Below are 13,398 nucleotides of genomic sequence, written 5' to 3' on the forward strand. Positions count from 1 at the left end.
CGACTCACATCTGCTCCCTGGCGCTCAGCGGTCGAAGAACCAGGTCGGGATGTCCACCGGCCCCGGGGTGAGGTGCAGCCAGGAGTCGGGGAAGCTCTCGACGACGTTGCGCAGATCGTTCTTCACGATGCCGTAGCCGTCAGTCGGCAGCGCGATGCCGATGGCGTAGAACTCCTCCTTGGCGATCTCGAGGATCTCCCGGAAGATCTCTTTCTGCTCCTCCTCATCCGGCTCCAGGGGGATCTCCCGGGCCAGCTCCATCTGACGTTTGGTGGCCTCCGGAGGCTCCTCCGCCGAATCCCCCTCGCCGCGGCTCTCGTACCAGTCCGCCCACCGCACCGCATAGTTCGACTCGTTCCCGTTCGGGAAGTACCAGCGCGGCTCGAGCATCTCCACATGCAGCCCGCCGTCTCCGGCCCAGATGCTGGCGTCGAACTCGTTGGCCTCAGGGGTCTTGCGGTCGTAGAAGAGGGTCCGCTCGAGCGTGTTCACCCGGGCGTCGACTCCCACGTCCTCCCAGAACCGGGTGACCATGTCTGCGGCGGAGGTCCACTCCGGGAACAACGTGGTGACGTCGATGGTGAACCGCAGCCGCTCGCCGCTGGGGAGGAGGCGGAAGCCGTCGGAGTCGCGCTCGGTGAGGCCGGCGTCGTCGAGGTGCTGCTCGGCCAGGTCGACGTCGAATTCGGTGTACTGGGTGGCGAACTCCTCGTCGTAGAACTCGGAGTCGGGGTGCGGGGCGGCCTGCCAAGGCTCCCCCTGCCGTTGGTAGACGGTGTCGATGATCTCCTGCCGGTCGATCGCATGCGACAGACCGATCCGGAAGTCCTTGTTCTGGAAGACCTCGCGAAGCTCCTCATCACTGTGGTTGAGGTTCAGCGCGATGATCATCCGGTTCATGGCGGTGGACTCCACCGTCACGAAGTCGAAGCCGCCCTCCTCCCGCGCCTCGGCGAGCACCGGTCGGTTGGCGTCCTGATTGAAGTGCCGGGAGTGGAAGTCCAGCTCTCCGTTGACCGCCTTGAGCAGCATGACCTCCTCCTCCTGGACGACCTCGAACTCCAGTCGGTCGATGAAGGGCAGCTGGGCGCCGTCGCTGTCGACCTTCCAGTAGTAGGGGTTGCGCTCGGCGACCACCACGTTGCCCTCGTTGAGCTGGTTGGTGATCACCCAGGCGTAGAGGACGGGCTTCTCCGGGTTGTTCCACCAGTGGAGGCGGTCCTCCCAGTGGTCGATCCAGGAACCGAAGCCGGCCTCGTCGGCGAGCTCCTCGGCCCCGTCGTTGAGGTGGGGCAGGAAGTCCTCGAGGTAGTGCTTGGGGAAGAACAGCAAGTTGGTGGCCCACCAGGTGGCCGAGCGGGAGGCTTCCTCGATGACGCCGCCCTTCGGCTCGGGGTAGGTGAGCCTGACGGTGTAGTCGTCGATCCGCTCGGCCACGCAGGGCTCGTTGTTCACGGCGAGCCAGCCGGGCGGGTTCGCGTTGAGCTCCTCGTTGAAGTAGACGTCCTCGAGGGCGAACATGACGTCGTCGGAGGTCACGGGCTCACCGTCCGACCAGCGCATGCCTTCACGCATGTGGATGGTGTACTCGTCGCCGGCGTCGTTCATCTCGATGTCCTTGAACGTCCCCGGAAGTCCGCTCTCGGCCAGGCTGGCGTCCACCCGCAGCATCGGCTCGAAGGCGATCATCCGCTCCAACCAGGGGTCATCTCCCTGACCCAGCACCGCCCCCTGATAGATCCCCCCGTAGACGCCGAACTCCGGCGCCTCGACGACGAGCCGGTCCGCCTCGATCGGCAGCCTCTCCTCCAACGGAGGCAGCTCGCCGTTCTCGACCATCTCAGTGAGCATCGGGGCTTCCTTGGGGCGACCTTCGGGAGGAGTGGAGTAGTCGGTGTCACCGTCGGTGCCGGTGTCGGCGTCGGCTCCGCAGGCGGCCAGCGACAGGGTCAGCAGACCGGCTCCGCCCCCGGTGATCAGCAGCGATCGGCGGGAGACCCCTTGCACCTCAGGGGATTCGTGAGTGATGGACATTCCGGACTCCTCTCCAACGGGATGGGATGGACCTCGGCGGAGAAGCCAGGAACACCCGCAATGCGTGTGATGCACGTCTCATTAGACCGATTTATCGCCAAATGTAACATGGATCACACGTTTATGCGTGTTGGAATCTGTGGAAATGTCAGGAAATTGACAGGTGAGACTCAGGCGAACTCCAGGTGGCCGAGGAGGCGGTCCTGGTCAGAACGTGACAGCATGCCGATATGGGAGTCCCCGACACGTCCGCCGAGATACTCGTCCGCGAGGTCCGCGGAGACGACCTCCCCGCGTTCCTGGCCGCCCGCCCGGACGCACCGAGCATGGGACCGTATCTGCTGCGACAGAGAACCAACGGAATCGGCACCGGGCTCGTCGCGCTCGACGGCGAGACCCTGGTGGGCTCGCTGGAGCTGTGCTGGACCTGGCCGCCCGAGGTGCGGAACCTGCACGTCGTCGAAGCACGGCGCATGCAGGGCATCGGCACCGCGCTGCTGGCTGCCGCCGAGGCGGCCGTGCGGCATCGCGGCTCCCAGGAGGGCGAGGAGGAGCTGGTCCTCCAGCTGCACGTGGGGGAGGGCAATCCCTCAGCCCGGCGGCTCTACGAACGTCTGGGCTATCGGCCCACCGGCCAGCGCACCTCCACCAGGTATTCGTCCCTTGACGACGACGGCACCACTCGCACTGCCACGGAGATCGACGAACTGCTGGTCACACACCTCGGCCGCTGAGCGTGCCGTGCACGTCAGCGGCCGAGGCACATGCGGACCGAGCTCAGTTCCTGTTCTCGACCCGATGCGTGTAGGGGTTGTACTGAGGCCTCTGATAGGCGAGCTCGCCACCCTGACGTCCACCGAACGGACGCCCGTGATCAGCGAACTCCGCCCGGATGTACACCAGACGCCAGGGGCCCATGTCGATCCTCGACCCCGTGCGAAGAGTCACCGGAGCTCCGTGGGACCCGCTCACACTGCCGCCGGCGGCGCCACGACGCGAGAGCAGGTACTCGTCGAACTCATCATGGATGACTTCGGCATGGAAGGGCTCAAGCCCGGCCAGCCGCAGGTCACAGGTCTCGTCGCTGCCGATGACGGTCCTGTCACCGACGAGGTTGAACTCCATCAGAGGGCCGGGGCCGGAACCGTCGTCCTTGACCATCACGAGCCGGGGACGGCCGGAACCGGGGGCGCTGTGGGTGGTGGTCACGCGTCGCCGGATCCTCCGGCTGAACGTCGGGACCGGCGGCCAGGGGGTCGCCGGGGGCAGCATCGCCGGCGATGCGCTGCCGGCCGGCGGACTGGAGAGCATGCTCTTCGCCGCGGCGGTCAGGGAACCCAGGCGGATGTGCCTGGATCTGGTCACCACGCGCTGCAGCACGGGAGCATCGACGTCCCCGATGCTCAGGAGCTCACCGTCCGGGCCGGAGATGGTGGCCGAGACACCCATCTCGGCCAGCTCGTCGGCGAAGGCCTTCAGCATCCGCACCGCCCCGGGGGTCGGCTTCTCCAGCAGTCCGGGTGCATCGGTGTGGACCTGCACGTGGGTGCCGTCGGCAGTCACCGTGCCGCTGAGCGAGCTGCTTTCGACGCCGTCCTGATCGACCTCGCGGCAGCTGAAGCTGATGTCTATGTCGAGATGCATCACATCACCTGTCCCGGTGCGGCCGGCTCAGCGGTTCTCGTCATCACTGGTGGTGACGCGCAGAGTCCCGTTGAACTTCCAGATGGCACGCGGGGCGTCCGGGCCGATGTCCCGGGGCACCTCGACCGTCATGTCCACGAGCTCATAGTTCACCGCGGCACCGCGTCCGGTCAGATAGGCCCACATCTCCTGGCCCAGATCTGCCCAGTTGCCGATCTCATGCGGTTCGTTGCCCTGCGGGTTCGGCTCCTGTGACGTCGTGGGGTCTGCCATGGAATTCTCCTCGCTGGTCAAGAACGGCTCCGTCGGCCCGGAATGAGATTCGGATGACCGGTTCTGTAGTCCAGACAATACTCAACCCGTGATGACATGGGAATACCCTGACGTCGCTCATCGCCGGGAGCGCGTGAAGGCGGAGAGCCCAGTGATCTCGCGTCCGACGATCAGCGCCTGCATGGAGTCGGTCCCCTCATAGGTGGAGACCACCTCCATGTCGGTCAGGTGCCGGGCGATCTGATTCTCGAGCAGGAGCCCGTTGCCCGCGAGGATGTCGCGGGCCGTCCGGCACATGCTCAACGCCTTGCGCGACGTCGTCATCTTCACCAGCGAGGCCTGCGGGCCGGTCAGCCGGCCGCCCTCCGCCAGGTCGGCCATGCGCAGGCACATCAGCTGCATGGAGACCAAGTCGGAGAGCATGGTGGCCAGCTTCTCCTGGACCAGCTGGTATCCCCCGATCGGCGCCCCGAACTGCTCCCGCTCCTGGGCGTAGCGGGCAGCGATCTCGAAGGCCGCCATCCCGTGTCCGAGAGCCTCCCAGGAGGCGCCGCCGCGCGTCGCGGCGAGCACCCGGTTCACCCCCGAGAAGTCCTCACAGTGCTCCAGGCGGTTCTCCGCCGGGACGCGCAGATCCTCGATGACGATGTCGGCCTGGTTGATGGCACGCTTGCCGATCTTGCCCGTGATGACCTCCGGCCGATAGCCGGAGGGCCAGCTGCCGTCCTCCTGCCGCTCGACCACGAAGGCCTTGACCTGACCATCCTCCTCATCCCTGGCGTAGACCACCACGACGTCGGCGGCGTGCCCGTTGCCGATCCAGCGCTTATGTCCGTTCAACAGCCAGCCATCCCCCTCACGCCGAGCACGGGTCTCCAGGGACACGGAGTCCGAGCCGTGCGCGGGCTCGGTGAGGGCGAACGCCCCGGTACGTTCCAGCCGCGCCATCGAGGGCAGCCACCGGTCGTGCTGCTCCTGGTTGCCGAGCATGTAGATGCTGCCCATGCCCAAGGAGGAATGGACGCCGAGGAAGGTGTTCACCGAGCCGTCGATGCGTCCCATCTCGCGCGCGACGAGGCCGGCCGCCCGGCGGGAGAGCCCCGGGCATCCGTGGCCCTGGATGAACCCTCCGACCACCCCGAGGTCGGCCAGGCCGGGAAGCACCGAGACCGGGAACTCGGCCCGCTCCCAGTGCTCGTCGATCACCGGGGCGATCTCCCGCAGTCCGAAATCCCGGACCCTGTCGCGGAGGGCGAGCTCCTCGGTCGCGAAGTCACGATCGAGATCGAAGAAGTCCAGAGCGGCCGGGACATCGATCGCGCTGCGCTGAGTCATGGTGTCAGTCATAGAGGAAGCTCCTTCGGTGTGCAGTCACCCTGCTGCGGGGGTCCGGGGCGTGGCGCCGTCGTCTGCGGAATTCTCGTCAGGGATCAGCGCGGCAGCGAGCGCCTCCCGCATCTCGGCGCCGATCGGCGTCGGCTGACCGGTCTCGGCGTCGACATGGACCATCACGGAGCGGCCCGTGGCACACGCCTGCCCGCGCTGAAGAAGGTCATGGTGGACTACGAACGAGGTGCGCCCGATCCGCGAGATCCAGACGTGGGCGGTCGTCGCCTCCCCATAGAGCAGGGGGTGCAGGTAGTCCACAGTCAGGGACCGCACCAGGCGAGGACCCTGAGGCGCCTGGCGGAACCACACGGCCGAGGCCTGGAGCCGCGCCTCCTCGAACAGGGTGACGACCTTTGCATTGTTCACGTGGGCGTTGAGGTCCTGGTCCGACCACCGCAGCGGCATCGGGCAGACGAACGCTCTGCCAGGTCGCGTCACGACTCTCCCGCAGGCTTCCCAGGAAGCCCGGGGTTCTCCGGAGCATGCCCGTGTTGCCCCCGCCGTTCGGCCAGCCAGGCCAGGACCGACTCCTGGTCCTCCCCCAGCGTGGGAGGCTGCTTGGGGTAGCTCGCAGGGGTCCGGCTGTAGCTCACCGGGTGCTTGATCGTGGGCACCGCCGCGTCGCCGCGTCCGGTCTCGACCACGGGCTCCAGGCCCAGGGAGGCCGCGAATTCGACACCTTCGTCGATGCCGAGGATCGGCGAGCACGGCACACCCTCTGCTTGGAGAGCATCGAACCACTCCTGGGCGGTCCCCTCGGCGAGCGCCTCGACGAGCTGGGGACGCAGCTCGTCCCGGTGGCGGTTCCGGGCCTCCATCGTCGCGAATCGGGGGTCGGCTGCGAGCTCAGGGAGCCCCAGTCGGGAGACCAACCGGGAGAACTGTCGGTCGTTGCCGATGCAGACGATCAGTTCACGGTCCTTCGCGGGGAACGGCCCGTAGGGGTAGAGGCTGGGATGGTCGTTTCCGAGCCTGCGAGGCACGTTTCCGCAGGCGGCATAGCCGGTGGTCTGGTTGACCAGACCGGAGAGCGCCGATGACAGCAGGTCGAGCGCGAGATGCTGACCCACCCCTGACACCTCCCGCTCCCGGAGCGCCCCGAGGATGCCCACCGCGGCATGGAGCCCGGTGATGACGTCGAACATCGCCACTCCGGCACGCTGAGGGCTGCCCTCGGGATCTCCGGTGACAGACATGAATCCGGAGACCCCCTGGGCGAGGAGGTCGTAGCCGGGCATCGTCCGTCCGCCCTCCGTGCCGAAGCCAGTGATGCTCACGTGGACCAGCTCGGGCCAGCGCCGGGCCACGGTCTCGGCGTCGAGGCCGAACTTCTCCAGGCCGCCGGGCTTGAAGTTCTCCACGAACACGTCTGCGGCGGAGAGGAGCTCCTGGGCGGTGCGCAGATCCTCGGCGTCCTTGAGGTCCAGGACGAGGGAGTGCTTGTTCCGGTTCACGGCCAGGTAGTAGGTGCTGACGCCGTCGCGGTGCGGCGGGATCCACTGCCGGGTGTCATCCCCGCCGGGACCCTCCACCTTGATGACGGTCGCACCCATGTCGGCCAGCAGCATGGTGCAGTACGGCCCGGCCAGCACTCGGGAGAAGTCGGCGATGACGACACCCGCGAGCGGCCCTGTCGGCGTGGACTGTGACATCGGCCAGCTCGACGGCTCCGGCTGGCGCGGATCATGCTGACCCGAGTCGTGTGCGCCCGCCTCGATGTCTTCAGCAGAGAGTGTCATCGCGTCTCCCAGTCCTCGGAGTTCTGTGTTTTGCACCACACAATCACGCCGATTATGCTTTGTCCAAGACAAATTCTTCGTACCTCTCATACCAATGACGCAATAATCGTGGTCTCGGCGACCAGGAGGAGGGACCGTGGAGGTCCATCAGGCGCGCGCGTTCCTCACAGTCGCTGAGGAGCTGCACTTCGGCCGGGCAGCGTCCCGGCTGAAGATGGCCCAACCGCCGCTGAGCCGGCTCATCAAACAGCTCGAGAGGTCACTGGGGACGGAGCTCTTCGAACGCAGCACCCGCCATGTGGCCCTGTCCTCTGCCGGCCGGGCCCTCCTCGAGCCAGCCCGCAGGCTCGTCGAGGCCTCGGAGGAGGCCGAACAGGCGGTGCGCAATGCGCTCACCGGGGAGACCGGCCGGGTCCGGGTGGGCTTCGCCGGAGCCTCGATCAACAGGAAGGTCGGCGAGCTGGCGCGGCAGGTCCGCGCAGCCCGACCCGGGCTGATGCTGGAGCTCTACAGCTCCCAGTTCTCCCACCTGGGGCTGGAGCGGGTGCTGGACGGCTCCCTGGACCTGGTGATCGGCCGGTGGGACTTCCTGCCCGCCGAGGTCGACTCTGCCGTCATCGCCCTGGAGGAGGTGATGGTCGTCCTGCCGGCCTCGCACCCGCTGGCCTCCCAGTCCGCGGTGGACATGAAGGACCTCTCCGATGAACCGTGGATCACCCTTCCGGGGGGCGTAGGGGCCGCGCTGCAGAACCGCCTGAACTCCCTCGCCATGGCCGCAGGCTTCGTGCCTCGGGTCGTCCAGACCGCCCCCGACTCTTGGACTCAGGTCGTGCTCGTCGGCGCCCAGATGGGGTGCGGGATCAGCCTCGACTCCGTGCGTGACAACGTCTCCTCGGACGGCGTCGCGTTCTCCTCCATCACCTCGGAGGATCGCCCGCTCGAAGTGCGGATGATCTGGCGTCACGCGGACGACAACCCCGCCCTGCGCGCCGTCATCGAGATCGCCGAGGCGATGTTCCCCGACCCCCGCACGGAGGAATCCCCCAGCACGCAGCCGTGAGGGCTCATGGGTAGCTGTACCAGCCGCGGCCGCTCTTCCTGCCGTACCGGCCGGCTTCATAGAGATCGGTGATCATCGGGTGGGGCAGGCTCTCAGGGTCTCCTGTCTGCTCGTACTCCGCCTGCCGGATCATGTGCACCACATCGACGCCCACCAGGTCCATGAGCTCGAAGGGGCCCATGGGGTGGCGCAGTGCGGTGCGTGCCGCGGCGTCGATGTCCTCGAAGTCGGCCACACCCTGGTCCAGCAGGCTCAGCGCCTCCTGACGGATGGCGTTCAGCAGCCGGTTCGCGACGAAGCCGGGGATCTCCTTCCGCAGCGTCACCAGCGTCTTGCCCAGAGCCCGTGTGAACGCGGCGGCGCGCTCCATGGTCTCCGGCGACGTCTGCGGGTGCGGGACCAGCTCCACACACTCCATCACCAGCGCGGGGTTGAAGAAGTGCAGGTTGCAGACCCTCTCGGGGTGCTCCACGGCATCAGCCACCCGGGAGGAGACGATGTTGGAGGAGTTCGTCGCCAGGATGGTGCCGGGGTCACAGACGGCGTCCAGTTCGCTGAAGATGCGGCGCTTGATCGTCAGGTCCTCCACGGCGGCCTCGATGACGATGTCGCTGGCGGCCGCGGCGGCATCGCGGTCCGTCGTAGTCCCGAGGCGCTCCCAGGCCGCGGAGACCTGCGCCCGGGAGCGCCTCCCCTTCTCGACATCGCGGTCGAAGCGTCGGCGGAGCTGCTCGGCGGCGGCGTCGAGCTGCTCCTGAGCGATGTCGACCAGGTGTGTGCGGAAGCCGGCGAGCGCGGCGACCGCCGCGATCTGGGACCCCATGGTGCCGGCCCCCACCACGGTGACCGTCTCGATCCCTGCGGCGTCGGCCGGCGTCGTGCTCTCCTCGGTGGTGCTCTCCTCGGTCTGTGCTCTCACGTCTGGTCTCCTCCTCGGTCTTCTCGGCCCTGCGGGGCAGGTCGTGCTGGCTGCACCACGTGATGCGTCGTGTAGTCGGGGCGACGCTTCTCCTGGAAGGCGGAGGTGCCTTCGGCACGTTCCCCGGTGCTGTAGAGCACGGACTGGGCGAGCCGCTCCAGAAGCATGCCGGTGGCGGCGTCGGCGTCGAGGCCGTGCCGGATGATCGTGGTGGCCAGCTGGACGGCGAGCGGGCCGCGGGCCATGATCTGCTCCGCCACGCTGCGGGCCTCGTCGAGCAGCGCCTCCGGAGCGACGACGCCGGTCACCAGGCCCGCCTGTAGGGCCTGGTCCGCATCCAGGCGCCGCCCGGTGAGGATCATCTCGGTGGCGCGACCGGCGCCGATGAGACGAGCCAGCCGCTGGGTGCCTCCCGCGGCCGGGATGATCCCCAGTCCCGTCTCGGGAAGGGCGAAGCGGGCCGCGGTGGAGGCCACCCGAATGTCGCAGGCGAGGGCGAGCTCGAGACCGCCCCCGAACGCGTAGCCGTTGACGGCGGCGATCGTCGGCTTCTCGACGGACTCCACCGCGTCGTAGAGGCGCTGCATCGCCGCGCGCAGACCGTCCTCCGGCACACGGCGGGCGAGTTCCCTGATGTCGGCGCCGGCGACGAAGGCCTTGTCCCCGGCACCGGTGAAGATGATGGTCCGGACGGAGTCGTCCCATCGAAGCTCCTCCAGCGCGTCCGCCAGCTGAGCCAGCACGTCGCTGTCGAGAGCGTTGCGCACCTCGGGGCGGTCCACGGTGATGGTGCCGATCCCGCCGTCGATGCTCAGCGTCAGGGCCCCGGCCCGGCGGTGCTCATCGTGCCTGCTCTGGTGATCCATGGATGATTCCCTCTGCTCCCTGGTGTCGACATCAGTGTGCTGCGAAGTCATCGTGCTCCTTCCGTGAAGGTCTCGGGCCCACCGTGGCGAGGCGTGTCGTCTTCGGGGTTCTGGTCGGCCGACGGGGTCAGCTGGTCCTGCCCGCGGCGGAGGTGCGCCACGGCGACGACCCCGACGACGACGGCGAGTCCCGGAAGGGCGAGCGCACTGTCACTCAGAAAGAGCATGAACCCGCCCGCGCCCAGCAGCAGCCGCACCGGCAGGCTGATCCGGCGCTCGACCCCGACCAGCCATCCGCCGATCGCGCAGGCGATGGCGTAGACGGCGACCAGGCTGGCCAACAGGGCCAGGGCGACGTCCACGAAGCCTGCCTGAGCCACCAGTGCCGGGTTCAGCACGAAGCCGAACGGGACCACGTACTTCACCGCGCCGAGCTTCATCGCAGAGATGCAGGTGGCCATGGGGCTGGACCGGGCGATCCCCGCTGCGGCGAACGCGGCGAGCCCCACCGGAGGCGTGATGTAAGAGACGGAGGCCCAGTAGATGACGAAAAGGTGGGCCGCGATGGGGTCCACCCCCAGGGCGGTGACCGCGGGGACCATGACGATGGCCAGGAACACGTACGCGGCGGAGATCGTGAGCCCCATGCCCAGGATGAAGCAGACCACAGCGCTGGCGATGAGGATCAGCAGCAGGTTGTCACCGACCACGGCCACCAGGTCACGGGAGAGTGAGAGAGCCACTCCGGTGGCGGAGAGGCCTCCGAGGAACAGTCCGACGCCGGCGATGATGGCGATGATCTGGGCCAGCGTCTTGCCGACGTCGAGGACCATCGCCAGCCATTCGCGAGGTCCGAAGTTCAGTCCGGGCTTGATGAGGGCGATGATCAGGAGCACGCCCACCACCCAGTAGGGCACCTGGGACTCGGAGCCGGAGGTGAACAGCATCAGAGTGAGCAGTCCGAGCGCACCCAGGTACGGCCAGCCGGCCAGCAGCGATGCTCCCAGGCGTGGCAGCAGGTTCCGAGGGGTGCCCGTCAGCCCTTGCTGGGCGGCGTAGCCGTCGATCTGCAGGAAGATTCCGAAGAAGTACAGCAGCGCCGGGATGGACGCAGCGATGAGGATCTCCGTGTAGGGGACCCCTACGAAGGAGACCATGAGGAAGGCGGCGGTGCCCATGATCGGCGGGGTGATGGACCCGCCGGAGGAGGCGGTGGCCTCGATGCCTCCAGCCATGCGTGCGCTGAACCCCGCGCGCTTCATCGCCGGGATGGTCATCGGCCCGGTGGTGAGGACGTTCGAGACGGCAGAGCCGCTCATCATACCCATGGCCGCGGAGCTGGCCACCGTCACCTTCGCCGATCCACCGCGGTAGCGACCGAAGAGCGCCATGGAGAGCCCATGGAAGAAGTCAGCGCCGCCGGTGTGCTGCAGCACGACGCCGAACAGCAGGAATCCCACGAGTATGGAGCCTGCCGTCTGCAGCGGCAGTCCCAGGATGCTCTCGGCCCCCATGGCGTGGATCTGCGCGATGGTCGGCAGGTCGTAGGCGATGCCTTGGAGGATGCCGACGGGGATCCCCTCAGCGACCAGCGGGTAGAGGGAGAACGCGAGGGCCAGCACGGCGACGATCCATCCGGCCGCTCGGCGCAGGGCCTCCAGGACGATCCCCCAGAGCACGAAGCTCAGGACGGTGGCCGTCGTCGGGGCCACGAACTCCCACCCGTACTCGTGGATGTCGACGCCGTGATAGGCGAACCACAGGCAGCAGGCGGCGAAGACGCCCAGCACGATGACGTCGTACCAGGGCACGCCCGCCGTGGCCGCCTCCGTTGGCCCGGTCTGCGCCGTGCGTGCTGCACGGGCGGGCCAGAGGATGAAGACGATGGGCAGGAAGCAGGCGATCAGCAGGTAGAGGAACGCGTTGGTCAGGACCGCGAGGCCTCCCACGTTCCAGAAGAACACCTGGTTCATGGTCAGCAGGATTCCGGCCAGGGTCAGCAGGGTCACGACGACGGTCCACGGGGGCGTCAGCCGCGGGTTGCGACGCACGGCGCTGAGCACGCTGCGCGCGTCCAGCGCGCCCGCCTCCCGCTGCGACTCGTCCACGGCACGGCTGTCGAGATTCGTGGTGGTCATGCCTGGCCTCCCTCGTCGATGTCCTGGACCTCCGGGAGGGCCGGCAGGTTCTCGCGCTTCCAGTCCTTCCAGCGGCGGGCGGCATCGTCGTCGCCTGCGTGGCTCTCCCAGAAACCGGGCCACGCGTCGGTGAGCAGGCCCTCGCGGTCCAGCAGCGCCTGGTTGCGCCGCTGGAGATCCTCGGTCCAGCGGCCGATGTCTCGGAAGTATTCGACGGAGCCCTCGTGGAAGGGCACCACGAGCGGGTCCAGGAGCACGTTCTCCGGGCCGAAGCTCTCCGCATCCGGTGTGGCGTCGCGGAAATGCTCGAAGTGCTCGTCGATGCCGCGGACCAGCTCCGAGACCTCCTCGGCGGGGCGGTCCGCCAGGGTCGTGAGCGGGATGGAGTACTCCATGTTGACCGCCGTCTCCCCGTCCTCCATGCCTGCCCCGGTGAACTCCCCGGGCCGAACCATGGGGGCGAGCTCCTCCCAAGTCTCATAGCGGGAGGAGTCGTCTCCACCGAGATCCAGCCATCTCACCTCGTGCTGTGAGGCGAGCTCCTCGATGTTGGAGCCGACGACGTTCTGGTAGAGCGCATCGAGGTGTCCGGTGCGCAGCGCGTCGATCTGTTCGCCGTAGGTGAGATCCACCGGCACCACATCGCTTCCGGTCAGACCGCCGTAGTTCAGGATCGCCTCCAGCTTGCGGTTCATGGAGGTGCTCGCGACCAGTCGCGGGTATCGCACCCCCTCAAGATCACTGACGGTCTCGATCCCGCTGTCGGCAAGGACCAGGACGCCGTAGTTCCCCGGCGGTGACCACACCTGCCGGATCGGCTGGGGTCCCCACTGCTCGGAGGCGAACTCATCGTCCCCCTCAAAGGCGTAGTAGTACTCGTCTCCTGCCCTGGCGTACTGGGCCGTCCCGTTGATGACCGGCGCCAGGCGGCCGATGCCGGTGTCGGAGGTCATCAGGCGCACCTGCACGCCCATGTGGCCGGTGAGCGTGTTCGCCACGGCGGCGAGATCGTTGTACGTGCCGGTGCCGACGCCGTAGGTGGACCAGACCAGCTGGCGCGGAAGGCGGGAAGCCCGGGCGGGCGGAGGAGCGCATCCGCTCAGAGCGGTCAGGACGGCCATGCCGGAGGCGGCGGTGGCGGCGGACATGAAGCTGCGGCGGGTCAAGCTCGTCGGCATGTGACCTCCTGAAGATGGCGTGTGCTGGCGGGTGACCGACGCGAGGTCGCTGGGGAACGGCGCCAGGAAAGAAGGGGCGGGCGGGGTGGAGCCGGACTCGACGAGCCGCGAGGCTCATCGGCGGTGCGTCCCTCCATTCATACCTGCACTGTGTGATC

12 protein-coding genes are annotated in these 13,398 nt (G+C 67.9%); 2 read left to right on the plus strand and 10 right to left on the minus strand.

The window, feature by feature from the left end; all coding sequences use genetic code 11:
• Positions 1-24 precede the first annotated feature (24 nt).
• Positions 25-2,034 (minus strand): ABC transporter substrate-binding protein, encoded by a 2,010-nt coding sequence (locus HNR09_RS06630; protein WP_179541324.1) that lies wholly within the window; start codon positions 2,032-2,034, stop codon positions 25-27.
• A gap of 230 nt (positions 2,035-2,264) precedes the next feature.
• Here HNR09_RS06630 and HNR09_RS06635 point away from each other — a divergent pair, with 230 nt between their 5' ends.
• Entirely contained in the window at positions 2,265-2,768 is a 504-nt protein-coding gene (locus HNR09_RS06635; protein WP_179541325.1) for a GNAT family N-acetyltransferase, read from the plus strand.
• 43 nt (positions 2,769-2,811) lie between these two features.
• Here the strand turns inward: HNR09_RS06635 and HNR09_RS15935 are convergent, their stop codons facing one another.
• From HNR09_RS15935 to HNR09_RS06660, 5 genes are all read right to left on the minus strand, one after another.
• Positions 2,812-3,678, minus strand: a complete 867-nt coding sequence (locus HNR09_RS15935; RefSeq protein WP_218881896.1) for an FHA domain-containing protein — start codon at positions 3,676-3,678, stop codon at positions 2,812-2,814.
• 27 nt (positions 3,679-3,705) lie between these two features.
• Positions 3,706-3,951 (minus strand): hypothetical protein, encoded by a 246-nt coding sequence (locus HNR09_RS06645; RefSeq protein WP_218881897.1) that lies wholly within the window; start codon positions 3,949-3,951, stop codon positions 3,706-3,708.
• A gap of 117 nt (positions 3,952-4,068) precedes the next feature.
• A complete protein-coding gene (locus HNR09_RS06650; RefSeq protein WP_179541326.1) occupies positions 4,069-5,298 on the minus strand; it encodes an acyl-CoA dehydrogenase family protein in 1,230 nt (409 codons plus the stop codon).
• A gap of 24 nt (positions 5,299-5,322) precedes the next feature.
• Positions 5,323-5,778: an acyl-CoA thioesterase gene (locus HNR09_RS06655; RefSeq protein ID WP_343047466.1), complete on the minus strand. Its 456-nt coding sequence runs from the start codon at positions 5,776-5,778 to the stop codon at positions 5,323-5,325.
• Positions 5,775-7,079 carry a CaiB/BaiF CoA transferase family protein gene (locus HNR09_RS06660; RefSeq protein WP_343047467.1) on the minus strand — a complete coding sequence of 435 codons (1,305 nt, stop codon included), beginning with the start codon at positions 7,077-7,079 and terminating at the stop codon, positions 5,775-5,777. Before HNR09_RS06660 ends, HNR09_RS06655 begins: the two co-directional genes overlap by 4 nt.
• Positions 7,080-7,215: 136 nt before the next feature.
• Here HNR09_RS06660 and HNR09_RS06665 point away from each other — a divergent pair, with 136 nt between their 5' ends.
• Entirely contained in the window at positions 7,216-8,139 is a 924-nt protein-coding gene (locus HNR09_RS06665) for a LysR substrate-binding domain-containing protein (RefSeq protein ID WP_179541327.1), read from the plus strand.
• 4 nt (positions 8,140-8,143) lie between these two features.
• On the opposite strand, the gene HNR09_RS06670 is transcribed toward HNR09_RS06665, so the two are convergent.
• Genes HNR09_RS06670 through HNR09_RS06685 form a run of 4 tightly spaced genes read right to left on the minus strand, consistent with a single transcriptional unit; the run spans position 8,144 to position 13,240 of the window.
• Positions 8,144-9,058 (minus strand): 3-hydroxyacyl-CoA dehydrogenase family protein, encoded by a 915-nt coding sequence (locus tag HNR09_RS06670; RefSeq protein WP_343047468.1) that lies wholly within the window; start codon positions 9,056-9,058, stop codon positions 8,144-8,146.
• Positions 9,055-9,924, minus strand: coding sequence for an enoyl-CoA hydratase/isomerase family protein (locus HNR09_RS06675; protein ID WP_179541328.1), 870 nt, complete (start codon positions 9,922-9,924; stop codon positions 9,055-9,057). Before HNR09_RS06675 ends, HNR09_RS06670 begins: the two co-directional genes overlap by 4 nt.
• A gap of 47 nt (positions 9,925-9,971) precedes the next feature.
• Entirely contained in the window at positions 9,972-12,062 is a 2,091-nt protein-coding gene (locus tag HNR09_RS06680) for a TRAP transporter permease (protein ID WP_179541329.1), read from the minus strand.
• Positions 12,059-13,240 carry a TAXI family TRAP transporter solute-binding subunit gene (locus HNR09_RS06685; protein WP_179541330.1) on the minus strand — a complete coding sequence of 394 codons (1,182 nt, stop codon included), beginning with the start codon at positions 13,238-13,240 and terminating at the stop codon, positions 12,059-12,061. Before HNR09_RS06685 ends, HNR09_RS06680 begins: the two co-directional genes overlap by 4 nt.
• Between the last annotated feature and the right edge of the window lie 158 nt (positions 13,241-13,398).

The organism is Nesterenkonia xinjiangensis, from assembly GCF_013410745.1.
Lineage (GTDB): Bacteria > Actinomycetota > Actinomycetes > Actinomycetales > Micrococcaceae > Nesterenkonia > Nesterenkonia xinjiangensis.

Bases quoted from the DNA above. Each gene is read 5' to 3' on its own strand.
- HNR09_RS06630 (WP_179541324.1), bottom strand. From the start codon at position 2,034: ATGTCCATCACTCACGAATCCCCTGAGGTGCAAGGGGTCTCCCGCCGA.
- HNR09_RS06635 (WP_179541325.1), top strand. From the start codon at position 2,265: ATGGGAGTCCCCGACACGTCCGCCGAGATACTCGTCCGCGAGGTCCGC.
- HNR09_RS15935 (WP_218881896.1), bottom strand. From the start codon at position 3,678: ATGCATCTCGACATAGACATCAGCTTCAGCTGCCGCGAGGTCGATCAG.
- HNR09_RS06645 (WP_218881897.1), bottom strand. From the start codon at position 3,951: ATGGCAGACCCCACGACGTCACAGGAGCCGAACCCGCAGGGCAACGAA.
- HNR09_RS06650 (WP_179541326.1), bottom strand. From the start codon at position 5,298: ATGACTGACACCATGACTCAGCGCAGCGCGATCGATGTCCCGGCCGCT.
- HNR09_RS06660 (WP_343047467.1), bottom strand. From the start codon at position 7,079: ATGACACTCTCTGCTGAAGACATCGAGGCGGGCGCACACGACTCGGGT.
- HNR09_RS06675 (WP_179541328.1), bottom strand. From the start codon at position 9,924: ATGGATCACCAGAGCAGGCACGATGAGCACCGCCGGGCCGGGGCCCTG.
- HNR09_RS06680 (WP_179541329.1), bottom strand. From the start codon at position 12,062: ATGACCACCACGAATCTCGACAGCCGTGCCGTGGACGAGTCGCAGCGG.
- HNR09_RS06685 (WP_179541330.1), bottom strand. From the start codon at position 13,240: ATGCCGACGAGCTTGACCCGCCGCAGCTTCATGTCCGCCGCCACCGCC.